Below are 24531 nucleotides of genomic sequence, written 5' to 3'. Positions count from 1 at the left end.
CCAAAAAAAGGGGCTGACGCGGCCACGGAGCGTGGCGCGCGCCCACCAACAGGAGGACCCAAGTCATGAAGAACGGAACCACGCACCTGTTCGTGCCAGGCCCGACAAATATCCCCGATGCGGTGCGGCGTGCGATGAACGTCCCGATGCAGGATATGCGCGCGCCGGACTATCCGGAGCTCACACTGCCCCTTTTCGCCGACCTCAAGAAGGTATTCAGAACGGAGTCGGGAGTGGTTTTCATCTATCCCGGATCCGGCACGGGCGCCTGGGAGGCATCGATCTCCAACACCCTCAATCGTGGCGACCGGGTGCTGATGTCGCGTTTCGGTCAGTTTTCGCATTTGTGGGTCGACATGGCTGAGCGCCTCGGCCTCGTGGTCGATTGCGTCGATGTCGAATGGGGCGAGGGCGTGCCCGTCGAGGAATACCAGCGACGCCTGGGCGATGATAAGCGGGGTGAGATCAAGGCTGTGTTCGTCACCCAGAACGAGACCGCTACCGGTGTCACGTCCGACGTCGCCGGCGTGCGCAGGGCCCTGGATACCACTGGCCATGATGCACTCCTTTTCGTTGACGGAGTCAGTTCCATCGGTTCCATCGACTTCCGCATGGACGAATGGGGCGTCGATATTGCCGTCACGGGCTCGCAGAAGGGACTGATGCTCCCTGCCGGCCTCGGTATCCTCGCAGTCAGCGAGAAGGCGCTCGAGGCCCACAAGCAATCACGCATGGAACGCTGCTATTTCAGCTTCGAAGACATGAGAGCATCGTTCACGACCGGCTTTTTCCCATATACGCCTCCAACCCAGATGCTGCATGGGCTCAGAGCCGCGCTGGATCTGATGCTGGCAGAAGGGCTGGACAACATCATCGCTCGCCACCACCGGCTGGCGCAGGGCATACGTCAGGGGGTGCATGCCTGGGGGCTGAGGCTTTGCGCCAAGGAGGAAAAGTGGTGGTCGAACACGGTTTCGGCGATCGTCGTGCCGGAAAGCATCGATGCCCGGCAGGTCATTGCCAACGGTTACTCGAAATACCGCACTTCATTCGGCGCGGGCTTGAGCAAGGTGGCGGGGCGGGTATTCCGCATCGCGCATCTGGGTGATTTGAATGAAGTGATGTGTCTGGCGGCTTTGGCTTCCGCCGAAATGTCGCTCCGCGATGCCGGGGCCAGGATTGAACCCGGTTGCGGGGTCGCTGCGGCCCAGGAATGGTACCGAGCCGAGATCGCGCGCGATCTGCAGTCGCTGCGCGAATGTGCGGCTTGAGGAAAAGCAGATGACCAGACCCAAGGTGGTTGTTACACGCCGCTGGCCGCAGGAAATCGAAGAGCGGCTGGCCACGACATTCGATGTCACGCTAAATGAGACTGATCGCCCCTATGGCAAGGGCGAACTGATTGCGGCGTTGCAGGAGGCGGACGCCGTGCTGCCAACCGTTTCCGACAGGCTTGGTGCGGAGCTTTTCGCGAACGGCGTCCGGGCGAAGATCCTTGGCAACTACGGTGTCGGCTACAACCACATAGATGTGGTTGCGGCGAAGGCCGCGGGTATCGTTGTTACAAATACGCCGGCGGTGCTTACCGATGCCACAGCCGATCTGGCGATGACGCTGCTGCTGATGTGCGCTCGTCGCGCCAGTGAAGGCGAACGTGAGTTGCGCTCCGGCAAATGGACTGGCTGGCGTCCCACCCATTTGTGCGGCACTCAGGTCACCGGCAAGACCATCGGCATCATCGGCATGGGTCGTATCGGTCAGGCGATGGCGCGGCGCTGCCACCACGGTTTCGGCATGGAGGTTGCCTTCTACGACAGCCAGCCGGTTTCCGTTCCCGGCGTTCCGGCGCGGCAGTTGCCGATGGTGGAGGACGTACTGGCCGCAGCCGATTTCGTGTCGCTGCACTGTCCGGGCGGGGGCGAGAATGTCCATCTCATCAATGAGCGCCGTCTGGGCTGCATGAAACAATCGGCCTTTCTGATCAACACCGCACGCGGCGACATCGTGGAAGAAAACGCGCTCATCGATGCCCTTGAGCGGGGGATCATTGCCGGTGCCGGGTTGGACGTCTTCGAAGCCGAGCCCGTCATCCCGCCCGCATTGACCGGTCGCGAGGACGTGGTGCTGCTGCCCCATCTTGGCAGCGCGACAAGCGAGACCCGCATCGCCATGGGCATGCGGGTGATCTCCAACCTCACAGCCTTCTTCGAAGGGCGCACGCCTCCCGACGCCGTTAACTAGAATGCCAGGAGACAGGAACGTATGTCCGGCTTTTTCCAGCGTAACTTGAGGCGTCACGACCCTGCGATTGCCGGCGCAATCGCACAGGAGGTTGGGCGTCAGTCGTCAGAGATCGAACTGATCGCTTCCGAAAACATCGTTTCACCTGCTGTGCTTGAAGCTCAGGGATCCGTGCTGACCAACAAATATGCGGAGGGCTATCCTGGCCATCGCTATTACGGTGGCTGCCAATATGTGGATCTGGCTGAAGCTGCAGCAATTGAGCGGGCGAGCCGGTTGTTCGATGCGGCGCATGTCAATGTCCAGCCGCATTCCGGCGCACAGGCCAATGGTGCTGTCATGCTGGCTTTGCTCAAGCCGGGCGACACCTTCATGGGACTTTCACTTGCTGCGGGAGGTCATCTCACGCATGGCGCAAGGCCGACGATGTCGGGAAAATGGTTCAACGCCGTGCAATACGGCGTGCGGCCGGACGACAGCCTCATCGACTATGACGATCTGGAAACCAGGGCCATCGAAACGCGCCCGAAGCTGATCATTGCCGGTGGCTCGGCCTATCCGCGCATAATCGATTTCAGGCGCATTCGAGCCATTGCCGATAGTGTGGGTGCCCTGATGGTGGTCGACATGGCGCATTTCGCCGGGCTGGTTGCGGGTAGCGTGCACCCGAACCCCGTCGAGATTGCCGATGTGGTGACCACGACCACCCACAAGACATTGCGTGGCCCGCGCGGCGGCATGATCCTTACCAACGATGCGAGCATCGCCAAGAAGATAAACTCGGCGGTCTTCCCCGGTTTGCAAGGTGGTCCGCTGATGCATGTCATCGCCGCCAAGGCTGTCGCCCTGGGTGAAGCACTTGAAGAAGATTTCAAGCATTACGCGCGGCAGATGGTGGCGAACGCACGCATACTGGCCGCTACGCTGTCCGAGCGCGGTTTCGATATCGTATCGGGTGGCACGGATACGCATTTGATGCTGGTTGACTTGCGTGGAAAGGGTATCTCCGGCCGGAATGCCGAGGCAGCACTCGGCCGGGCCGGGCTGACCTGCAACAAGAACGGTATTCCGTTCGATCCGGCGCCACCTTCTGTCACCTCTGGTATCCGGCTGGGTACGCCCGCGGCCACGACGCGCGGTTTCCGGGAAACAGAATTTGCACAGGTCGGCATGCTGATTGCCGATGTTGTCGAAGCTGCTGGCACCGACCGTGCCGCCGAGCAGGAGCACATTGTGCGCAAGGCTGTCGAACGGCTCTGTGCAGAATTCCCGATCTACGCAGGACCCTCAACCTGACCTGAGCGGCCTTGCAGCCGGTGTGGCGCATTTGTCGCCACACCGGCCTTTTGCATTACCTGCAGATATGGATTTGCGAATCCCGGCTATTCGGACAATGCGGCGCCTGCCGTAACGTCACACCCTGATCGCCGCGCACAACAGAATCACGCCGGCCGCTTATCGGCATCCAGCGCCAATCGCCAATGGCGGGGGGACGATGCCGGCTGCCGGCCTGTGACGGCGACGGGTAGCCGGGAACGAGAACAAGAGCCGGCTGCATGAATGGGGAACAATTTCTATTAGGAGAGAAGCGGACAATGAATCGAAAAGTCATGCTTGGCTGCGTGCTGGCGATCGGCACGGCCCATGGTGCTCAGGCGGCAGAGACCGTCCCCATCGCAGACCCGGAACCGGTCGGTTACGTTCGTATCTGTGACGCTTATGGTGCCGGCTTCTACTATTTGCCGGGAACGGAAACCTGTCTCAAGATCGGCGGTTACCTTCGCTACGAGATCGGTGCAGGCGACCTGTTCGGGGCCGACCTGGACGGTGATGGCCGGGGTGACACCTATTACAAGCGCGCCCGCGCGGCGTTGAAAGTGGATGCCCGGTCCGAAACCGAGCTCGGCACGCTTCGCGGCTACATGCACCTCAACTTCCAGAACGATATCGACTCGTTTGGCACCGGCGAAACGATGGAGATCGAGAGCGCGATCATCGAACTGGGCGGTTTGCGCATCGGCGTTCATGACTCGCTGTTCATTACCTTCGTCAATTATGCCGGATACGTCTCCAAGGACGATGTCATCGGTTATGGTCCTTTTGCCACACAACAAATCGCCTACACTTACAGCAGCGAGAACGGGTTTACGGCGGCCGTATCCCTTGAAACGGGGTACGATCCATTTACCATCGACAGCTACATGCCGCATGTCGTGGCAGGCCTGTCCTATACACAGCCTTGGGGCGGTATCGCAGTGGTCGCGGCTTACGACGCGGTGGTCGAGGAATGGTCCGGCAAGCTGCGCCTGGATGCGACCATCAATGACAGGATCTCCGCTTTCGGCATGGTCGGCCTGAAGTCGGAGGGCAGCCGGCCTTATTCGGAGTTCTACGGCATCTGGGGTGGAAAATGGGCTGTGTGGGGCGGTGCCAGCATCACGACCTCCGACAAGGCCTCGGTCAATTTCCAGCTCTCATATGATGAAGATGAGAATTTCGCGGCGATTGCCAATGTTGCGTATCAGGTCGTTCCGAACCTGACGGTGACGCCGGAGATCGGCTTCTACGACAATTTCGCCGCCGACGATGCCGATATGATCGGCGGGTTCGTGCGCGTTGAGATGTCGTTCTAACGCCCGGCGACTTCGAGCTGACGAAACTCCTCAGATGCGACAGCTTGCGTCTGAGGAGCAATGCTCCGATGATTGAACGCGCTTGCATCGGAGGCAGGGCGGACATGGCCGCGCTGCGGGATACTGCGAAAGATCGATATGCGTTTGCCCCCGATTGATCTCAGCCGCGAAAACACCTTTGGAGAGTTGACCTATGAGAACGGCGGCCAGTATGGGCCGATCATGGGAGACTATCTTGCCTTCATTGTCGTGCACATAGGCAGTGCGACGATCGAAGCCGACGCAAGGACTGTGCGCGTTAAAGCCGGTCAATGTACCTTCTCATTGACGCATAATCGATACAACTACATGGCGGGTGAAGGGATGTTGTCGCATGTCACCTGGTGCGATGGTCGTCCCCAGAACGCCGGCTGGCTTTATCAGGAAGTGAACAATATCGCTCCTGTCATCGATGCGACGCCGCAAATCCAGACGCTGATGCAGCTTGGCGTCGATCTTGGCATCGGCGATCGCGACAGCCGCAGTGGACTGCGCGAAGCACTGACGAACGCATTGCTCAACGCCTACATCTATGAAGCCGGAGTCATTGCGGCGGAGAAGCCGGTTCCGCAAACGATCCTGCGCGCACGGCGCTATCTTGACGAGAATTTTGCCGGAGACATAACAATAGAACAGGTGGCCGAGCAACTGCGGGTAAGCCCGCAATATCTTGTGTCGGCCTTCAAAAAGCATATGGGAATGACGCCGGCTCGCTATCTCTGGCGCTGTCGCGTCGACTACGGCGCCCATTTGCTAAGGCGAACAGGACTGTCGATCAGTGAAATCGCCTACAAGGTCGGGTATAAGAATCCCTATCATTTCTCACGCCATGTGAAGCTGGCGTTCGATTGTTCGCCAACCGAACTTAGAGAACAGGCCCGGCTCGCCTAGATATTTTGCAGCCAGACAGAACGTCACAGCGCCTGCTGCGCCAGCTTCGTTCGGAGTGGTTTGGCATGGCGTTTTCCCTTGGAAATTGCAGGTTTCAACCTGCAATTCGTGTGAGGGTACATGCGCAATTCGGGAGGGTCGCCTGGGTTAATCAAGGATATGCCTGACTGAATAGCAGCTATTGTTGCATCCAGGCTGGCGTGAAAGCTTGAGGCTGGATTGTGGAACACAAACCAACGCCAAACAAGACCAAGGGGAACGTCGTTGGTTCAAGGATTCCGGCTCGCGCTACGCGGCCTGCAGGCCGAACGCGTGTCGGCGGATAGAACGGCTTTCGAACTAGTTGGGAGGAACTTTTATGGCACCGAATGTCACACGTCGCACGGCACTTCTGGGCTCGGCGGCAACGATGCTGCTTTCGAACTTTACCCCCGCATTCGCGGTCGAATCGGTGAAGCTCAGGATTGCTATCATCATGATGAACCGGGTCGATGTGGGTTGGTCCAGCACGCTTCTGGAGTCCCTTGAGAAGATCAAGGGCGAGATTGCGCCGTCGATCGACCTCTCGTGGGAGTATACTGATCCGCTATGGAATGAGGACGCCGAAAATGCGATCCGGTTCTACGCCGAAAGCGGCGAATACGATATTATCTGGGGACATGGCAGCTACTCCGACCAGATCAGGAAGCTGAATGCCGAGTTCCCGGACATCATGTTCGTGGTGACAGGTTCCGGTAATGCTCCCGTTGGGGCAAACCAATACTGGCTGTACAAGCGGCTGCATGAGCCTTCCTACCTGCTCGGGATACTGGCGGGTCGCACCACCAAGTCCGGGGTGATCGGATTGGTCGGTACGTTTGCGGCCGATGACGTCAATGATCAGATCAACGCCTATCTCGATGGTGCGCGCTCGGTTCGCCCCGATGTCAGGCACCGTGTCTCGTTTATCGGCTCCTGGTCGGACAATGCATTGGCGGCGGAACACGCCAATGTCCAGATCGCATCGGGCGCCGACGTCGTGTTCATGCTGACCGACAATTTCAAACCTTGCGAAGAACACAAGATCATGTGCTTTGCCAATATCAGCGATCAGAGCAAAAGCGCTCCGATGGCTCTTGCGTCCAGTGCGGTCATTAGCTGGGAGCCGGATCTCAGATGGCTTGTCGGTGAATGGCAAAAGCAAAAGGCCGGCGGCCAGTTTGGCGGAAATACGGAACCAAGGTGGTTCTCCATGGCAGAGGGCGGCACCGACATCGCGCCCTACCATGCGTTCGATGCCAAGTTGCCCGATGACGTGAAGCAGGAGATTGCTGTTGCCCGGCAGAAGATTATTTCCGGCGAGCTGGTCATCCCGGTGAACACGGCGGAGGTAAAGTGAACTGCATGGTGCAAGGCGTGCGCTCTACCGAGGTGGAAGAACTGCTCAAGGTTCGGAACCTCACCAAGAGCTTCGGCCCCGTCACGGCCAATGACGGTGTCTGTCTCGATGTCCGCAGGGGAGAAATACACTGCCTGTTCGGCGAGAATGGAGCGGGCAAGTCAACCTTGTCGGCTTGTCTCTATGGCTACTACCGGGTCGACAGCGGCGAGATCGTGTTCAAGGGCAAGCCGGTTGAGCTGAACTCGCCCGCCGACGCGCTTCGACTGGGGATCGGCATGGTGCACCAGCATTTCGTACTGGTCTCCAACTTTACTGTTCTCGAGAACATCATTGTCGGCAGTACCGATGTCGGCATCTTCCTCAACAAGGCGGACGCGCGCCACAAAGTGCTTGAGCTTTGCAAGGAGTGCGACATCGACATCGACCTTGATCGCAAGGTCTGGCAGCTTTCAGTAGGCGAGCAGCAATGGGTCGAAATCCTCAAGGCGCTCTATTTCGGGGCTGAACTTCTGATTCTCGATGAGCCCACCGCTGTCCTGACCCCACAACAGTCGGACCAGCTGTTCAGGATTATCACCGGCATGCGGGGTCGCGGTTTGTCGATCATCATCATCAGCCACAAGCTGCGCGAAGTGATGCAATCCGACCGCGTCACAATTCTGCGCAAGGGCAAGGTGGTGGCCACCGTCGATACGGCTGACAGCACGGCCGAGGCGATCACTGCGCTGATGGTGGGGCACAAGATCACCAGGCGCGTTCGGGATACGTCGGTTCTTGCCGCCGGCAACTTCCTGTCCGTGCAGAAAATCTGCGCCAAGGGCGATTGGGGAGAGGACGTGCTGGATGACATCAGCTTCGACATCGCCAAGCATGAGATTCTCGGGCTGGCCGGTGTTGCCGGTAATGGTCAAAAGGAACTGTTCGAGGTTCTGATGGGCGTTCGCTCCGCATGTGCGGGGAGGATTTCGCTCGATGGCCAGCCGGTCGTTGCCCCAACCGCGCGCGAAATGCTGGATCGGGGTGTCGGCTTCGTGCCCGACGATCGCTTCCTGGAAGGGTTGATCCCCCAGTTCGGAACAGCCGAGAACCTCGTCCTTGGTTGGCAGCGTGCTCCCGAATATCGGTGGGGACAGTTCCTTGACTGGCGCAAAATGGGCCTTTTGGCGCGCAGGAAAATCGAAGAGTTCAAGGTTGTGACGGCCTCGGCGGAGCTTCCGGTCGAACGGTTGTCCGGCGGCAATGCACAACGCGTCATTCTGGCGCGCGAGTTTCTTCATGCTCGCGGATTGCTTCTCGCCAATCAGCCGACACGCGGGCTTGATGTCGCCGCTTCGGAGTTCGTCTACGAGAAGATCCTTGAAAAGCGGGCCGAGGGCTTTGCTGTTCTGCTGGCCTCCGAGGAGCTCGACGACCTGCTGCGCCTTTGCGACCGGATTGCGGTGATCTGCAAGGGCCGCATCATGGGCATCGTGCGTCCGGAGGAAACGTCTTTGCTCGACCTTGGAATGATGATGGCGGGAGACGCCAGACAGCTTGAACGGACACTCCAATGATTTCAGTCCAAAGACGCTCGGACAGCAGTCTGAGCTGGAACATTGCCTGCTATTCGGCGGCCATGATCTGTGCCTTCGTCACGTCGGCCTTGTTGCTGGCTCTGTCTGGCGGTGAGCCGGTGAAGGCGTTCTCGGCGCTGTTCATTGGCGCTTTCGGCAGCCAGAATGCGCTTTACGGTTCTCTGGCAAAGGCCACGCCGCTGCTGCTTATCGGGCTTGGGACGATCATCGCCTTTCGGGCGAAGATCTGGAACATCGGCCAGGAAGGCCAGGTCTTTGCTGGTGCGATAGCGGCATATTGGATGAGCCTGTGGGTGACTTCGCTGCCCTATGGTTTGTCGTGGCTGCTGATCGTCGTTGCAGGCCTGGCCGGGGGCGGTGCGCTCGGCCTGATTGTCGGCCAACTCAAGGTTCGCTTTGGCACCAGCGAAGTGATCTCCACCGTGATGTTGAATTACATCGTCATCTACATTGTCATCTATCTCCTCGATGGTCCCTGGAGGGAGGTCGGCCAGAGCGTTTCCTACCGCCAGTCGTCGCCGATCGCTTCCGGGCTCGAGTGGCCCGTCCTGCTTGGGCAGGGAGTCGGCAAAGTGCATATTGGCTTCATCCTAGCGCTCGCTGCTACGGCCTTTTGTGCCGTCGTTCTGGGTCGGACGTCGCTCGGTTATGAGATCCGCGCCTTCGGCTCTAATTCGACCGCGCTCCGTTTCCGGGGCACCAATATCCGGCGCCTGCTGCTGGTCGTGATGATGATGTCGGGAGCACTTGCCGGTCTTGCCGGGGCCGGCGAGTTGTTCGGAACGTCGCATCGCCTGCGCGTCGAGACGTTGCTTGGCATCGGCAGCTCCGGAATCGTGGTTGCCATGGTTGGTGGCCTGCGCCCTAGCGGCGTAATGCTCGCGGCATTTTTCTTCGGGGCGCTGAAGAGCGGCGCCATATACATGCGATTGAAGAGCGGAACGCCTGCGGGCATCGTCTCGGCGATGGAGGGACTGGCGCTGCTGTATTTTCTCTGCGCCGCGGTTGCGACGAAGCTGCATGTGGTACGCGTCGGGGAGAAGGTCCATGCTTGATCTGCTGCAAGGTCCGCTGATTATCAGCATTCTGGCCGGTATGATCCGGATTGCCACCCCGTTGCTGTTCTCCGCCATGGGGGAACTGGTCACCCAGCGGTCCGGTATCTGGAATATCTCTGTCGAAGGTACGATGCTGCTCGGAGCCGTGGTCGCCTATTTCGTCGCCTCGACCACCGGGTCGCCGTGGATCGCGCTACTCGCGGCAGTGCTTGCCTGCGCCCTGATCAGCCTCATCATGTCTTTCATCACCATCGTGCTGAAGGCGGAACAATTCGTTGCAGGTTTGGCGCTGAACCTTCTGGCTTCCGGGCTTACCCTGTTCTGGTTCCAGACTTATATTATTGGTCGTGAACCGCCTAAGTTCATTGGTTTCGAGCAGGTAAACATTCCGTTGCTTTCCGAAATCCCATTCTTCGGCCCTATTGTCTTCTCGCAACGGCTTCTCACTTACGTCGCTTTCCTGATGCCGGTCGCGGTGTGGTTCTTCCTTTATCGCACCAGATACGGTCTGGAAATCCGCTGCGCCGGCGAGAATCCCAAGGCGCTCGACGTAAAGGGGCTGAGCGTCGGCCGGCGCCAGTGCCTGGCAATCATGTTCGGCAGCCTGATGTCGGGCTTCGGTGGCGCCTTTCTGATGCTCGGCTATTCCGACCGTTTCGTGCCCGACCTGATCGCAGGGCGGGGGTGGCTGGTCGTTGTCGCCATTATCGCGGGCAACTGGATGCCGTTTCGCGTGGTCGGCGCAATCTTCATCTTCGCGCTGCTGGAAGCTATAGCAATCCACGCTCAGGTCATCGGTGTGTCGATCCCTCATCATTTCTTCCTGATGCTGCCTTATGTGGCCTCGCTTGTGCTGCTGGCCGGGTTTAAATCGCGTACCCATCAGCCGGAAGCCCTCGGCGTGCCTTACAGCCGCGAGTGACGTCGGCAGCCTTCTTCCGACGCCGGCCGCGGTATAACGCGGCCGGTTCGGCTTTGGTCGACATTGGCACTGTTTGGTAAGCGTGGCGATGACCGGCAGGGTGTCTTGCCGGAACGCAAAGACGATCCCGCCTTTATTCTGAGCTGAACTGACGGGCTATCCCGTTAGGACTGCATAACCGCGTACCGGTTTGGCCCGATCTTTCTCAACCCACCCACTTTGGTCATCATATTCATTCTTTGCCTGCCAGATAAACAAGGCGTTGGTCAGGTTGCCGGACGGAATGGTTTTGCCAAAGATGCGGGGAAGTGAAGTGCCAGCATCTGGCGGTTTTGTGAGATGATGACGAGAACGATGATGGTGGCGAGATAGGGCAGGGCGGAAAGCAGTTCCGAGGGGATTGCGATGCCCAAGGCCTGGCCCTGTAGCTGGAGGATGGTCATGCCGCCGAACAGCCATGCGCCCATCAGCACGCGCAGCGGCCGCCAGGTGGCGAAGACAACCAGCGCCAGGGATATCCAGCCTTTGCCAGCCGTCATGTTCTCGACCCAGAGCGGCGTATAGGCGACCGACAGATAGGCGCCGGCGAGCCCGGCCATGAGTCCTCCGAACAGCACCGCCAGATAGCGGATGCGGATCACCGGATAACCGATGGCATGGGAGGTCTCCGGCGACTCGCCGATGGTGCGCAGGACCAGCCCTCCCTTGGTTTTGTACAGGAACCATGTGATGGCCAGGAACATCAGCAGGGCGAAATAGACCATCGGGTCGAAGCGGAAGAACATCGGCCCGATTACCGGAATGTCCGACAGGACGGGGATGTGGATGCGCTTGAGGGCATCGATCGGCGCAGAACCGAAGCCGCGCCCCAGGAATGCGGAAACCCCCGAGCCGAAGATGGCAAGCGCCAGCCCCGCCGCATACTGATTGGTGAGGAAGGTCAGTGCCAGCACGCCAAAGAGCAGCGATGCGGCGGCACCGGCCAGCGCGCCGGCGAGAATGGCGACGGGCATCGGCAGGCCGGCGATGACGGCCCAGAAGGCGAAGGCAGCACCCATCAGCATCATGCCCTCGATGCCGAGATTGAGAACGCCGGATTTCTCGACGACGAGTTCGCCGAGGGCGGCGAAGATCAGCGGGGTGGCGGCGATGATCGTGCCGGTGAAGATGGCGATGAAGAGATCCATCAGGTGTGCTCCGGAATGCGGCGAAGCCGGTAGAAGATGAAGAAGTCGGCGGCGAGCAGGAAGAACAGAAGGATGCCCTGGAAGATGCGCGTCAGCGCCGATGACAGGCCAAGGTTCATCTGAACGGCTTCGCCGCCGAGGAACAGAAGCGACATCAACAGCCCGCCCAGCACGATGCCGAAGGCGTTGAGGCGCCCGATGAAGGCAACGATGATGGCGGCGAAGCCATAGCCGGGGGAGATTTGCGGGGACAATTGGCCGAGTGGTCCGGCGACTTCCGCCATCCCGGCGATGCCGGCGGCCGCACCACCGGCAAGCAGGCCGGTCCATATGGCCGAGCTTTCGCGGAAGCCCGCATAGCGGGCGGCGAGCGGGGCCGCGCCGCTGACCTTCATCTTGTAGCCGAGGAAGCTGCGGTCGGTGAACAGCCACATCAGCACCACCGCAAAAATGGTGATGAACACTGATGAATTCACGCGGTAGGCGTAGTCGAGCGGCTCGAACATGGCGGCTGCCGGCAGAAGTGCGGTCTGCGGGTAGTTGAAGCCGGCCGGATCGCGCCACGGGCCATGCACCAACCACGACAGGAGAAGCGTGGCGATGTAGGTCAGCATCAGCGTGACGAGGATTTCATTCGTGTTCATCCGCGCGCGCAGAAATGCGGGGATCGCGGCCCAGGCCATGCCGGCGCAGGCTCCGGCAACGAACATCAGCGGCAGCAGGATCGGGCTTTCCGGATTGGGATAGAACAGCCCGACGCCGCATGCGGCGATGGCACCGATGATCAGTTGGCCCTCCGCGCCTATGTTCCAGACATTGGCCCGGAAGCCGACAGCAAGGCCACAGGCGATCAGGATCAGCGGCGATGCCTTGAGGAGAAGCTCGGAGAGGCCGTTCAATGAGCTGATCGGCGTGATGAAAAACGCCTGCAGCGCGGTTCCGGGGTCATAGCCGAGGCCGGCAAACATCAGCGAGCCGACAGCCAGCGTCAGCAGCGTCGCGACTACCGGAGCGGCGATGCGCATCAAGGTGGAGGGTTCCGGCCTCTGTTCAATTCTGAAGTGCACGTTCGCCTCTCCCGTTCGTTCCGTTGCCGCGATCGACCCGGGTCATCAACAGGCCAACTTCCTCGCGATTGGTGTTCGTCCTGATCAGCGGCGGTGACACCTGGCCCTGGCAAATGACAAGCAGCCGGTCGCAGATCTCGAAGAGCTCGTCGAGCTCTTCGGAGATGATGAGGACCGCCGCGCCCGCGCGGCTGAGATCGACGATGGTCTGCCGGATGAAGGTGGCCGCGCCTATGTCGACACCCCAAGTCGGTTGGGAGACAAGGAATAGTTTCGGCTCCAGCGCGATCTCGCGACCGACGATGAATTTCTGCAGGTTCCCGCCAGACAGACTTTGCGCGCTCGAGCCGGGACCGTTGGCCTTGACGTTGAAGCGCTCGATGATGTCGCGAGCGAAAGCGGTCGCTTTCTCGCGGTCGACCATCCCGTAGCGGACCAGCCGGCGGTGGCGGTTGGCCGTCAGCACCCCATTTTCCCATAATGCATGCGGCGGCACGGCACCGCGTCCGAGCCGCTCCTCCGGCACGAAGGCCATGCCGAGCTTGCGACGTTCGCTTGCATTGAGATGGCCGGCAGACTTGCCCGCTATTCGGATGGCCGCGGCATTGTCGTGCGTGCGCTCGCCGCTGAGCAGCGAGATCAGTTCCGCCTGGCCGTTGCCGGAGACGCCGGCGAGGCCGACGATCTCCCCGCCCCGTACATCGAAAGAGATGTCCTTGAGCCCGATGCCATATTGGTCGCGGCTGGGGGCGGTGAGGTCGCGAACCTCAAGCATCGGTGCCTCGCTCGGGGCAGGTGGGTCGACGCGCATCTGAGGCAGCTTGGAGCCGACCATCATGCGGGCGAGTTCGAGCGAGGTGGTTTCCTTCGGCCGTGCCGTCCCGGTCACCTTGCCGTTGCGCAGCACCGTGGCGCTGTCGCACAGCTCCTGTACCTCGTCGAGCTTGTGGCTGATATAAACGATGGAGCAGCCCTCCGCCGCGAGCTGGCGCAACGTCTCGAACAGCTTCGAAACGGCCTGCGGCGTCAGCACCGAGGTTGGCTCATCGAGGATGAGCAGTTTCGGCGCTTGCAGAAGGCAGCGCACGATCTCGACACGCTGACGCTCGCCGACTGACAGGTCGTGAACCCGGCGATGGGGATCGATCGGCATTCCGTACTGGGTCGACAATTTGGTGATCTGTCGGGCGAGGGTTTCAAGATCGAACAGGCTCGATACCGACAGGGCGATGTTCTCCACGACGGTGACGGATTCGAACAGCGCAAAGTGCTGATAGACCATCTCGATGCCGAGCGCTCGGGAACTGGCCGGATTGTGGAAATCGATCAGTTTGCCGTCGCACCAGATTTCGCCGGAATCGGCCTGGGCCGCACCGTAGATGATCTTCATGAGCGTGGATTTGCCGGCGCCATTTTCGCCGAGTACGGCATGGATCTCGCCGGGCATGATCGACATGGAGATGTCGTCATTGGCGACGATGCCTGGGTAGCTTTTTGTAATGTTGCGCAATTCGAGACGGGGAGTCATGGCCGGTCCTGCCTTAGCTGAATGCGGGTTGGACGGGGCAGAGCTGTGCACCGTGGCGGCCAGCCGCCACGGTGCCCGCTGCCGGGGCAGCTGATGATTAGCCGAGCTTGCCGATCATTCCCTGGACGAACCAGTTCATGCCGCGGATGTCGGTATCCGATAGCACCGAGCCGCCGGCAACCTTGACGTTGCCGTCCTGGTCCTTGACCTCGCCTGCGTAGGGGTGAACCTTGCCGGCGCCGATGTCGGCTTCCAGTTGCTTGAGCTTGGCGACAATCTCGGCGGGAATCGCTTCATTGTAGGGCGCCATCTTGACGACCCCTGCGGCCAGGCCGTCCCAGCGCGCCTCGGGCTTCCAGTTCCCTTCAGCAACGCCCTTGGCGGCGCGCAGATAGTCGCTGGACCAGTCGAGGGTAAAGGCGGTCAGCTGCTTGCCCGAGCCGAACCTGGCCATGTCGCTGGCATAGCCGATCGACCAGGCACCCCCTTCACCGGCCACCTGTACGCCGGTGGCGGTGTCTGTCATCGAACAGATGACGTCGCAGCCTTGCGACAGCAATGTGTTGGCGGCTTCCTTCTCCTTACCCGGGTCGAACCATGAATTAAGGAAGAGGGCGTTGCAGGTGATGTCGGGCTTGACGCTCTGGGCACCGAGCAGCAGCGCGTTTGCAGGACCCACGATATCAGGGATCGGGAAGCCGCCGATGAAGCCGATCTTGCCCGATTTGCTCATATGCGCACCAGCGGCGCCGGCCACATAGCAGCCCTCGTAGTATCTGGCCTCGAAAGTGCCGAGATTCGCAAGGTGGACGATACCCGAACAATGCTCGAACGCTGTCTTCGCGAACCGCGGTGCGACCTTCTGCAACGGTGTCCCGTGCGAGAAGGATGTGCCGAAGATCAACTGGTTGCCGGAGGCGGCGAGTTCGCGGAAGACGCGTTCTGCATCCTGCGGCATGAAGATATTGTCGATGGCGGTGATGGCGACCTTGTCGCCAAGCTCCGACTTGACGGCCTCGACCGCAAGGGCGTGCTGTTTGGTCCAGCCGATCTCGGCGATCGGCGAAACATAGACCACCCCGACCTTCAGCACCTCCTCGGCTCGTGCTGCGTCAGTCAGTCCACCAGCGGTCACTACCGACGCCGCAGCGCCGGTATATTGCAGGAATTGACGTCGGGTAAGGCTGTTCATTGAATTCCCTCTGTGGTTCTTGGCTGCCCGATTTGTGTTCCCCGGGTTCCGCCTGGATTGTTGTCCTACGTATGCGGTGGTCGGTTTGTGTTACTCATGGTCATGCGGATGCGGATGGTCGTGCGCCTTGCTGTTGCCTGAGGCCTTCTTCGCGGTCTTGGCGGGTTGCGCCGGCGACCTGGGTGCCGGAGGCGGGCCGGCACCTTCCTTTCCCAGATAGGGCGCCAGCGCCTCGGCCGGGGTCAGTTCGGGAAACACCTGTCGGTCCATGATATAGCCGCGCACCACCGCGCGATGATGGCTGTCGATAAGATCCATCGCCTGCCTGAGGCGCCCCTTCTCCAGCAGATCGACCAGCCGCGAATGGTCGTCCAGCAAGTTGCAGTAGTCGAAATCGGCGGTGATCAGCGAGCGCAGGAGGTTCGTGCGCCTGACGAGCTGGGCATGGATCTCCTGCATGACACGGTTGCGGCTCAACCGCAGGAAGATGGTATGAAATTCCTGGCCGAGAACGTCCGCGAGCGCATGATTGCCTGAGGCGTAGGCCTGCCGCTGCCGCTCCACGTGCTGGCGCAACTCGGCCCAGCCTGCGGGACCGAGACGGTCGCAGAGCTGGGCGGCCACGCCTTGCTCCACAAGCGTCAGGGCATCGTAGATTTCGATCGCTTCCTGTATCGAGGGCTTGGCCACGAACGCGCCGCGGTTGCGTTCGATCTGCGCCAGACCGTCATCCGCCAGCCGGATGAGTGCCTGGCGAACCACGATCCGGCTGACCTCGAATATCTCGGAAAGCTCCCGCTCGCCGAGCTTGCAGCCCGGCACAAGCCGATGCTCGATGATAGCCCGGGTCAGCGTGTCGGCAATGGACTGTGAGCGGCTGCTCATAAGACTTTGTCTCTCCCTCCCGTGTCCCAGGGAAGCCAGCCCATGGCGTGTTGGCTGGCAATTTAGCTTGCCGTGCGCGGCAGCACATATCCGTGATTACGAAGTTCATATCGGTATTCAATCAAATGAATGTGTCAATTCAAAAAGCCGAATTTGGAGAAAAATATCTATTGATTGATATCCAATCATATGTTTCCAATAAGCCAATAGCGAGCTAGGTTCATGGGGAAGAGCTAGCCAAGGGAGGGTGCGATGAACACGGCAACCCTTTGTAATGACCGGGTTTTGCTTAACGATTGGCATGTGATTGCCGATCAGGTAAACCTGTCATCCGACAAGCCATTCAGTACACGTCTCTTAGGGGTGGATCTCTCCATCCACTGTCGTGGCCGCTACAAGCGCGAAGTGATCCGCGACGACACCGGAGAGGAAGTCAAATCGATCAACCGCTATGGTTTCGTGTGGGCTTGCCTGGGCAAGCCATGGCGCGACATCGTCTTTGTGCCCGAGGCTGAAGAGGGAGATCGCCATCTGGTTACCGGCGGATCCATAGCCGTCAGGGTGTCCGGCCTGCGCGCGGTCGAGAATTTTCTCGACATGGGGCATTTTCCCTTCGTCCATACCGGCTGGCTCGGCGACGAGCCGCATACGGAGGTGGCTCCTTACAAGGTCGAAATTACAGATGCAGACGAGTTGCTGGCCACCGAATGCCAGTTCTACCAGCCGATGGCCTCGCCGACGGCCAGCGACGGTTTCGTCGTCGACTATGTCTATAAGGTGATCCGCCCTTACACAGTGGCGCTGTACAAGAGCAATCCGATCCAGAAGCATCGGCTGGACGTCATTACGCTCTTTGTCCAGCCTGTGGACGAAGAGAACTGTGTTGCGCATCCTTTCCTCTGCTATCTCAAGGATGGCATCGAAGAAGCTGGTGTCCGCAGCTTCATGCAACTGATCTTCGCACAGGACAAGCCGATCCTCGAAAACCAGGTGCCGAGGCGCCTGCCGCTCGATCCGCGTGCTGAAACCCCGATCCGCGCCGATGCAGTCGCCGTTCTTTACCGGCGCTGGTTGCGCGACAAGTCGGTCACCTACGGTGCGATCCCCGCACGGATGTGAGCTGTGGCTTCTGAAGGAACTGAATATGATGAAACCGCGATGCACGGATCGGGTGATCCTCGACCTTTGGCACCCGCTGGGGGCCATATCGGAGGTGCCTGTCGGAGTCGTCGTCGACACGATGCTTCTTGAAGAAAAACTCAGCTACGCCGTCGACGACAAGGGGAATGCCGCCGTCTGGCGTAACCGCGCCGATCTGGCCGAAGGGAGCCCGGTCGATATTGCCACGATTGCCGATAAGCTGCCGCTGAGGCTCAGCTACGGCTACATCTGGACTTCGTTGGGCAATCCGCCAGCCGAGTTGTTTCCCATTCCGGAGTTCGAAGAGGCCGATCGCCGCAAACTCAACGCGGCGACAATCGGCGTTAATGTCTCGGCGCCGCGGGCGATCGAGAACTTTCTCGACATGGGCCATTTCCCCTATGTCCACACGGACATCCTTGGCGCCGAACCGCACACCGAAGTGAAGGAATACGATGTCGAGATCTCCGTCGATCGTGACGAGATTCTCGCGACGCGCTGCCGCTTTTTTCAGCCGATGGCCTCGACCACTTCAACTGAGGGTGCCGACGTCGACTACATCTATCGTGTGCCGCATCCCTATTGCTCGGTGCTCTACAAGTCGAGCCCGGTGGATGAAAAGCGGCTGGATGTCATCGCCGTGTTCCTGCAGCCGGTCGACCAGGAGCATGTGCGTGCCCACATGATGCTGTGCATCCTCGACGAGGACAACGAGGACAAGGTCATCAAGCGCTTCCAGCAGACGATTTTTGGGCAGGACAAACCAATTCTGGAGAACCAGTTCCCGAAGCGCCTGCCGCTCGACCCGCGTTCCGAAACGCCGATCCGTGCCGATAAATCGGCAATCGCATACCGCCGCTGGCTCAGTCAGAAGGGCGTGACCTACGGGGTCATCCCGGCAACGACCTGAGCGCGAGCCACGCACTAGAGCTTGGAGACTACGATGTTCGATACCGCCAAGACCAGATGGCATCCCATTGCTGCGTCTTACGATCTGCCATTCCGCCATGTTTTCCATGGCCAGTTGCTGGGGCGTGAATTCGCTGTCTGGCGGGCCGATGACGGCTATGTCAATATCTGGGAAAACCGATGCCTTCACCGAGGCGTGCGCCTGTCGATCGGCATCAACGACGGCCGTGAATTGAAGTGCCAGTACCATGGCTGGCGCTATTCGAACCGCACGGCTGGCTGCACCTATATTCCGGCACACCCGGCAGATGCACCGGCCCGCACGATCACCAACCGCACCTTTGCCGCTGTGGAGCGCTACGGCCTGGTGTGGTCGGCCGAGGATTCCTTGGGAGAGGTGCCTGAAGTTCCCGGTCTTGCCGAAGGCGATCTGCTTACTCTGCGCGGCATTCCGGTCAACGCTCCGGCCGATCTCGTGGCTGCCAGGCTCAAGGATTACCGTTTCCAGCCGATCGGCCAGCTTGATGGTGATGCCTCGCGGGTCTCGGTGGAAGCCGCCAACGAGTTTTCCGTGGCGCTGCGCGCGGTCGAGGAGGGCAGCGCGACGCTGGCCGTCTTCTTTGTGCAGCCTGTGGATTCCAATCGTTCGGTGATCCGTGGCGTGCTCGACGGCAAGGTTGAAGGCGCGATGCGCCTCGCCGTTCTGCACCATCACAACGATCGACTGTCGAAATTGCGCGAGGAGATCGAACGCGAGGCATCAATCCAACCTGCGCCGGCGCCTCTGGAGCCGGTGATCGAACGGCTCTCGCCCGAGCTGGCCGAGATGCCGGAAGAGACCAAGCATGGCCGCAAGGCGACGATCCGGGTCGAGGTGGCGCGGAAGTGGCAGGCAGCGGACGGCATCGCCGGCTTCGAGCTCAGGCCCATCAAGGGTCTGCTGCCTACATTCCAGCCGGGTGCCCATGTCGACGTGCACATGCCGAACGGATTGATCCGCCAGTATTCGATCACCAACGGCCCGGGCGAGAGCGACAGCTATGTCATCGGTGTGAAGCTTGAACGCGACTCCAAGGGTGGTTCGACCTGCATGCACGATACGGTGCGACAGGGTGACGTGCTGGCGATTTCCGAGCCGCGCAACAACTTCCCGCTGCGGCGGGATGCGGTGAAGACCATCTTCGTGGCGGGGGGCATCGGCATTACGCCGCTGCTGGCGATGGCGCAGGCTCTCCAGAACCAGAACCTTGTTCACGAACTGCACTATTTCGCCCAGAACGAGGCGCAGATGGCGTTCCCCGAGAAGACCGGTGTCCTCGGGGAGGCATTGAAGCCGCATCTGGGGCTTTCGCCCGAGCAGACTGGCGCGCAATTGCGCGAAATCCTTGCCGGTTACCGGCCCGGCACGCATCTCTACCTCTGCGGTCCCGGTCCGATGCTGGAGGCCGCGCGGTCCATCGCCGCCGAACTGGGCTGGCCGGATACCGCGGTGCATTTCGAATATTTCAAGAACACCAATGTCATCGACGACAGTTCGACCTTCGAGGTGGCTCTGGCTCGCTCCTGCATGACCCTCAAGGTGCCGGCCGGCCGGACCATCCTCGACGTCATGCGCGAGGCAGGGATCGATATGCCCTCGTCCTGTGAGCAGGGCGCCTGCGGGACATGCCTGGCCACTGTCATCGAGGGCGAGCCCGATCATCAGGATGTCTATCTGAACGATGCCGAGCGCAAATCCGGTACCAAGATCATGACTTGCGTGTCGCGGGCGAAGTCGGCGCGGCTCGTTCTCGACCTTTAAGGAGTCCTGCCGATGATCACGCTCTACGACTATGAACTGTCCGGCAACTGCTACAAGCTCAGGCTGCTGATGAGCATGCTGGGTGTCGAGTACAAGACGCTGCCGATTGATTTCTATCCGGGCCGGGAACACAAGTCGGAATGGTTCCTGAAGATCAACCCGCTGGGCCAGTTGCCGGTCATCGACGATGATGGGGTGGTCTTGCGCGATGCACAGGCGATTCTCGTCTATCTGGCGTCGAAATACGACCCGTCGGGTCGCTGGTATCCGCGCGAGAATCCGCATCTCCTCGGCGAAGTCAGCCAGTGGCTTGCTTTTGCCGATGGCATCACCGGCACTGCATCGGCAGCACGTCTCCATGATGCGCTGTTCTATGAACTCGATGCCGAGCTTGCTCGCGCTGGCGCTCATCGTCTGTTCCGCATCCTCGACGAGCATCTATGGTTCGGCGAGCAGGAGGGGCGTGACTGGATTTGTTCCGCCCCGCACCCGACGATCGCTGATATCGCCTGCTTCCCCTACATCATGCTGTCGGAGGAGGGGGGCATATCCCGGCAGGATTACCCGGCCATCCGGCGCTGGTGTGATCGTGTCAAGCGGCTGAAGGGGTTCACGGTAATGTCCGGGGTGTTCCCGGCCGGGCCGGCCAAGGCCGCTTAAGTCTTAATACGTTCAACGGGCTTCGCCCGGCATCAGAGATTATTTGGAGTAGGAAGCCATGAAAACGCGTGCCGCTGTAGCCGTTGGAGCGGGCAAACCTCTGGAGGTGATGGAGGTTGACCTTGAGGGCCCGCGCGAGGGCGAGGTGCTGGTCGAGGTCAAGGCGACGGGCATCTGCCACACCGACGAGTTCACCTTGTCGGGCGCCGATCCCGAAGGCATCTTCCCGGCCATCCTCGGCCATGAGGGGGCCGGCGTGGTGGTCGATGTCGGCAAGGGGGTGACCAGCCTGAGGAAGGGCGATCACGTCATCCCGCTCTACACGCCCGAATGCCGGTCCTGTCCGTCGTGCCTGTCGCGCAAGACCAACCTGTGCACGGCCATCCGCGCCACCCAGGGGCAAGGCTTGATGCCGGACGGCACCTCGCGCTTTTCGGTCGGCGGCGAGACGATCCACCACTATATGGGCTGCTCGACCTTCTCCAACTTCACCGTGCTGCCCGAGATCGCGCTGGCCAGGGTCAACCCGGACGCGCCCTTCGACAAGATCTGCTACATCGGCTGCGGGGTGACGACCGGCATCGGGGCGGTGATCAACACCGCCAGGGTGGAGATCGGGGCGACGGCGGCGGTGTTCGGGCTGGGCGGCATCGGTCTGAACGTCATCCAGGGGCTGCGGCTGGCCGGGGCCGACATGATCATCGGCGTCGATCTGAACAACGACAAGAAGGAATGGGGCGAGCGGTTCGGCATGACCCATTTCGTCAACCCGAGCGAGGTCGAGGACGTGGTGGCCGAGATCGTCAACCTGACCAGGCGCGGGGCCGATCAGATCGGCGGGGCCGACTACACCTTCGACTGCACGGGCAATGTCAAGGTGATGCGCCAGGCGCTGGAGGCCTCGCATCGCGGCTGGGGCAAGTCGGTGGTCATCGGGGTTGCGGGGGCGGGCCAGGAGATCGCGACGCGGCCGTTCCAGCTGGTCACCGGGCGCAGCTGGATGGGCACCGCCTTCGGCGGGGCGAGGGGCCGCACCGACGTGCCGCGGATCGTCGACTGGTACATGGAGGGCAAGATCCAGATCGACCCGATGATCACCCACACCATGCCCCTCGACGACATCAACAAGGGCTTCGACCTCATGCACAGGGGCGAAAGCATCCGAAGCGTGGTCGTGTACTGAAACCGACGTCCGGGCGAGCAAGAAAGCAGGCCTCCCGCTTGCCTTGCGTGTTCCCAAAACAGCCCGGCGTGTGCCGGCGGTGTGATTAGGGTTCTTCCCGATCACACTGCCGGCCTCTTCTTGTGGTCCACGGCGGAAAGGCTGATTGCCTGTCCCTTGGGATGATAAATTGATATGGGAATGCTGCGATGATGAAGACAGTTTCGAGCGCGAAGGCGCATGGCGGCCTCCAGGGTGTCTATGCGCATGCCTCGGAGACCTGCGCCTGCGAGATGACCTTCGCGGTGTTCGTGCCGCCGCAGGCCAAGGAGGGGCCGGTGCCGGTGCTGTGGTACCTGTCGGGGCTGACCTGCACCCATGCCAATGTCATGGACAAGGGCGAATACCGGCGCCTGGCGGCCGAGCTCGGCCTGATGATCGTGTGCCCCGACACCAGCCCGCGCGGCGAAGGGGTTCCCGACGAGAAGGACAACTGGCAGTTCGGTTCCGGCGCCGGCTTCTATGTCGATGCCACCGAGGCGCCCTATGCGAGGAACTATCGCATGTATTCCTATGTCACCGGGGAGCTGCCGGCGCTGGTCGCCGCCCATTTCCCCGCCGACATGGGCCGGCAGGGCATTTTCGGCCATTCGATGGGCGGCCATGGCGCGCTGACCATCGCGCTGAGGAACCCCGACCGGTTCGCAAGCTGCTCGGCCTTCGCGCCGATCGTCCAGCCGAGCACGGCGGGATGGTCGCGGCCGGCGCTGGAGAAATATCTGGGGCCGGACGAGGCGAGCTGGCGCGGCTGTGACGCCACGCTGCTGATCGCGGACGGCCACCGCTTCCCCGAACTGCTGGTCGACCAGGGCACGGCCGACGGCTTTCTCGACGAAGGCCTGCGCCCGTGGCTGCTGGACGAGGCCTGCCGCGCGGCCGGCATGGAGCTGACGCTGCGCATGCAGGACGGCTACGACCATTCCTACAACTTCATCTCCACCTTCATGGACGACCACCTGAAGTGGCACGCCCAGCGGATGGGGTGAGCCTCCTTGGGAAAAAGTAATCCCAGCCGGGTCTATATGGTTGCAACCAACCTAGCGACCGCTCCGGAGCTATTTTTTCAACCGGGCAAATGGATTCTGCCTACCATCCTCTGCCACGCTTCCCGGGGCACCTAAACCTCTACCGCATTGTGATCCGGATCGGCCTCAGATGGCCTGGGTTCCCGATTTCATATGTACCCGGATGACCCGCCTACAGCGTCCGAAATCCAGACAACCAGTCAAGGCTTTCCCCGGTCGGACCGTTGGGACGGTATTCTGCCCCGACAGGCCGTGTCCAGCCGAGAGCGCGGATATGCGAAAGGACGGAGCGGTAGTCAACCTCACCTTGGTCGGGACGCCCTCGTGTGGGTACGGAAGCGATCTGCACATGGCCGATGAGCGGCAGCAGTGCCTCGAAGCTGCGGCAGATATCGCCGGCCGTGATCTGCTGGTGGTAGACGTCGAACATGAGGCGCAGTTCCGGCAGGTCCAATTCGAGGATGATGGCCTGCGCCGCAGCGGCGGTGCGCAGGAAATAACCCGGCGCATCATAGGGGTTAAGCGGTTCGATCAGGATCGTGATGCCGTGTTCGCGCGCCTTTGCACAGGCATAGCGAAGATTGTCCAGGAATGTCGCATGCGCCTTGGCGCCTTCGGCGATGCCGGCCATGGCATGCACCGCCTCAGTCCGGGTCGCGACCGCATAGGCAATCGCCTCGTCGATCGCCGCGCGCGCTTCTGTCTCCCGGCCGGGCAAGGCAAGCAATCCGTTCTCCCCCTCGCGGCCGCGCCGCGTATTGAGGCCGAGCATGACAAGACCGGTTTCGGTCAGTGCGGCTGCCACTTCCTGCGCTGGCGTGTCGTAGGGCCAGTGGCATTCGACGGCATCGAAGCCTGCCTCCCTGGCTTGGCGAATGGCCTCCGGCAGCGGCAGATCGTTCCACAGGAAGCCGAGATTGGCGGAAAATAACATGAGGGCTCCAGACGTTCGGGGGCGAATCTTGTTGGAGGAGACGCGAAAGCTTCGGCGCAAGCGGAGATTGTCGCGGGTAAGGTTCTACGCGCGCCCATCAAGCGCATGCCATGCAGGAGCGCCGCCTGCAACCGGCAGCATGCTCGATGCCGGGCGATCTGTAGTCGCCGGCACTTGGAAACAGAAGTGTCTCGGCTCACGCTTTCGCATCGGCTTTCAGCGCACGAACACCGCGCCAGGCC

At 60.9% G+C, this 24531-nt stretch carries 21 protein-coding genes; 15 read left to right on the top strand and 6 right to left on the bottom strand.

Annotation, left to right across the window (positions count from 1 at the left end; all coding sequences use genetic code 11):
- Nucleotides 1–65 precede the first annotated feature (65 nt).
- The 9 genes from ACVCNR_RS21590 to ACVCNR_RS21550 all read left to right on the top strand — a co-directional run bounded on the left by ACVCNR_RS21590 (nt 66) and on the right by ACVCNR_RS21550 (nt 10739).
- Nucleotides 66–1271: an aminotransferase class V-fold PLP-dependent enzyme gene (locus ACVCNR_RS21590; protein WP_447076443.1), complete on the top strand. Its 1206-nt coding sequence runs from the start codon at nt 66–68 to the stop codon at nt 1269–1271.
- A 10-nt stretch (nt 1272–1281) separates the two neighbouring features.
- Entirely contained in the window at nt 1282–2241 is a 960-nt protein-coding gene (locus ACVCNR_RS21585) for a 2-hydroxyacid dehydrogenase (RefSeq protein WP_447076442.1), read from the top strand.
- A 21-nt stretch (nt 2242–2262) separates the two neighbouring features.
- Entirely contained in the window at nt 2263–3537 is a 1275-nt protein-coding gene (gene glyA, locus ACVCNR_RS21580) for a serine hydroxymethyltransferase (RefSeq protein WP_447076441.1), read from the top strand.
- Between the two features lie 299 nt (nt 3538–3836).
- Nucleotides 3837–4874 carry a porin gene (locus ACVCNR_RS21575; RefSeq protein WP_447076440.1) on the top strand — a complete coding sequence of 346 codons (1038 nt, stop codon included), beginning with the start codon at nt 3837–3839 and terminating at the stop codon, nt 4872–4874.
- Between the two features lie 72 nt (nt 4875–4946).
- Nucleotides 4947–5804, top strand: a complete 858-nt coding sequence (locus ACVCNR_RS21570; protein WP_447076439.1) for a helix-turn-helix transcriptional regulator — start codon at nt 4947–4949, stop codon at nt 5802–5804.
- Nucleotides 5805–6162: 358 nt separating this feature from the next.
- Nucleotides 6163–7182 (top strand): BMP family lipoprotein, encoded by a 1020-nt coding sequence (locus tag ACVCNR_RS21565; RefSeq protein WP_447076438.1) that lies wholly within the window; start codon nt 6163–6165, stop codon nt 7180–7182.
- Between the two features lie 5 nt (nt 7183–7187).
- Entirely contained in the window at nt 7188–8738 is a 1551-nt protein-coding gene (locus ACVCNR_RS21560) for an ABC transporter ATP-binding protein (protein WP_447076437.1), read from the top strand.
- A complete protein-coding gene (locus ACVCNR_RS21555) occupies nt 8735–9814 on the top strand; it encodes an ABC transporter permease (RefSeq protein WP_447076436.1) in 1080 nt (359 codons plus the stop codon). The genes ACVCNR_RS21560 and ACVCNR_RS21555 overlap by 4 nt, the downstream gene beginning before the upstream one ends.
- Nucleotides 9807–10739 carry an ABC transporter permease gene (locus ACVCNR_RS21550; protein WP_447076435.1) on the top strand — a complete coding sequence of 311 codons (933 nt, stop codon included), beginning with the start codon at nt 9807–9809 and terminating at the stop codon, nt 10737–10739. The genes ACVCNR_RS21555 and ACVCNR_RS21550 overlap by 8 nt, the downstream gene beginning before the upstream one ends.
- Nucleotides 10740–11005: 266 nt before the next feature.
- Here the strand turns inward: ACVCNR_RS21550 and ACVCNR_RS21545 are convergent, their stop codons facing one another.
- The 5 genes from ACVCNR_RS21545 to ACVCNR_RS21525 all read right to left on the bottom strand — a co-directional run bounded on the left by ACVCNR_RS21545 (nt 11006) and on the right by ACVCNR_RS21525 (nt 16598).
- Nucleotides 11006–11926 carry an ABC transporter permease gene (locus ACVCNR_RS21545; RefSeq protein ID WP_447076434.1) on the bottom strand — a complete coding sequence of 307 codons (921 nt, stop codon included), beginning with the start codon at nt 11924–11926 and terminating at the stop codon, nt 11006–11008.
- A complete protein-coding gene (locus tag ACVCNR_RS21540) occupies nt 11926–12993 on the bottom strand; it encodes an ABC transporter permease (RefSeq protein WP_447076433.1) in 1068 nt (355 codons plus the stop codon). Before ACVCNR_RS21540 ends, ACVCNR_RS21545 begins: the two co-directional genes overlap by 1 nt.
- The gene (locus ACVCNR_RS21535) at nt 12977–14521 is read right to left on the bottom strand and encodes an ABC transporter ATP-binding protein (RefSeq protein ID WP_447076432.1); all 1545 of its coding nucleotides are present in this window, start codon (nt 14519–14521) and stop codon (nt 12977–12979) included. The genes ACVCNR_RS21540 and ACVCNR_RS21535 overlap by 17 nt, the downstream gene beginning before the upstream one ends.
- 97 nt (nt 14522–14618) lie before the next feature.
- Complete coding sequence (locus tag ACVCNR_RS21530; protein ID WP_447076431.1) at nt 14619–15713, bottom strand: BMP family ABC transporter substrate-binding protein; 1095 nt, start codon at nt 15711–15713, stop codon at nt 14619–14621.
- Nucleotides 15714–15803: 90 nt separating this feature from the next.
- Entirely contained in the window at nt 15804–16598 is a 795-nt protein-coding gene (locus ACVCNR_RS21525; RefSeq protein ID WP_447076430.1) for a GntR family transcriptional regulator, read from the bottom strand.
- A 252-nt stretch (nt 16599–16850) separates the two neighbouring features.
- Between ACVCNR_RS21525 and ACVCNR_RS21520 the strand changes: the two genes are divergently transcribed.
- The 6 genes from ACVCNR_RS21520 (at nt 16851) to fghA (ending at nt 23316) form a co-directional block, all read left to right on the top strand.
- A complete protein-coding gene (locus ACVCNR_RS21520) occupies nt 16851–17717 on the top strand; it encodes an aromatic ring-hydroxylating dioxygenase subunit alpha (protein ID WP_447076429.1) in 867 nt (288 codons plus the stop codon).
- Nucleotides 17718–17742: 25 nt separating this feature from the next.
- Nucleotides 17743–18648, top strand: coding sequence for an aromatic ring-hydroxylating dioxygenase subunit alpha (locus ACVCNR_RS21515; protein ID WP_447076685.1), 906 nt, complete (start codon nt 17743–17745; stop codon nt 18646–18648).
- Between the two features lie 33 nt (nt 18649–18681).
- Complete coding sequence (locus tag ACVCNR_RS21510) at nt 18682–20448, top strand: PDR/VanB family oxidoreductase (protein ID WP_447076428.1); 1767 nt, start codon at nt 18682–18684, stop codon at nt 20446–20448.
- A 12-nt stretch (nt 20449–20460) separates the two neighbouring features.
- Nucleotides 20461–21108 (top strand): glutathione S-transferase family protein, encoded by a 648-nt coding sequence (locus ACVCNR_RS21505; RefSeq protein WP_447076427.1) that lies wholly within the window; start codon nt 20461–20463, stop codon nt 21106–21108.
- 58 nt (nt 21109–21166) lie between these two features.
- Complete coding sequence (locus ACVCNR_RS21500; protein WP_447076426.1) at nt 21167–22291, top strand: S-(hydroxymethyl)glutathione dehydrogenase/class III alcohol dehydrogenase; 1125 nt, start codon at nt 21167–21169, stop codon at nt 22289–22291.
- Between the two features lie 191 nt (nt 22292–22482).
- Nucleotides 22483–23316 (top strand): S-formylglutathione hydrolase, encoded by an 834-nt coding sequence (fghA, locus tag ACVCNR_RS21495; protein WP_447076684.1) that lies wholly within the window; start codon nt 22483–22485, stop codon nt 23314–23316.
- A gap of 211 nt (nt 23317–23527) precedes the next feature.
- Here fghA and ACVCNR_RS21490 read toward each other — a convergent pair whose 3' ends face one another.
- Nucleotides 23528–24289, bottom strand: a complete 762-nt coding sequence (locus ACVCNR_RS21490) for a hydroxypyruvate isomerase family protein (RefSeq protein ID WP_447076425.1) — start codon at nt 24287–24289, stop codon at nt 23528–23530.
- Nucleotides 24290–24531: the final 242 nt, after the last annotated feature.

The sequence above is a fragment of the Aquamicrobium terrae genome, from assembly GCF_052978165.1.
This window is presented reverse-complemented; position numbering and strand designations above follow the sequence as displayed.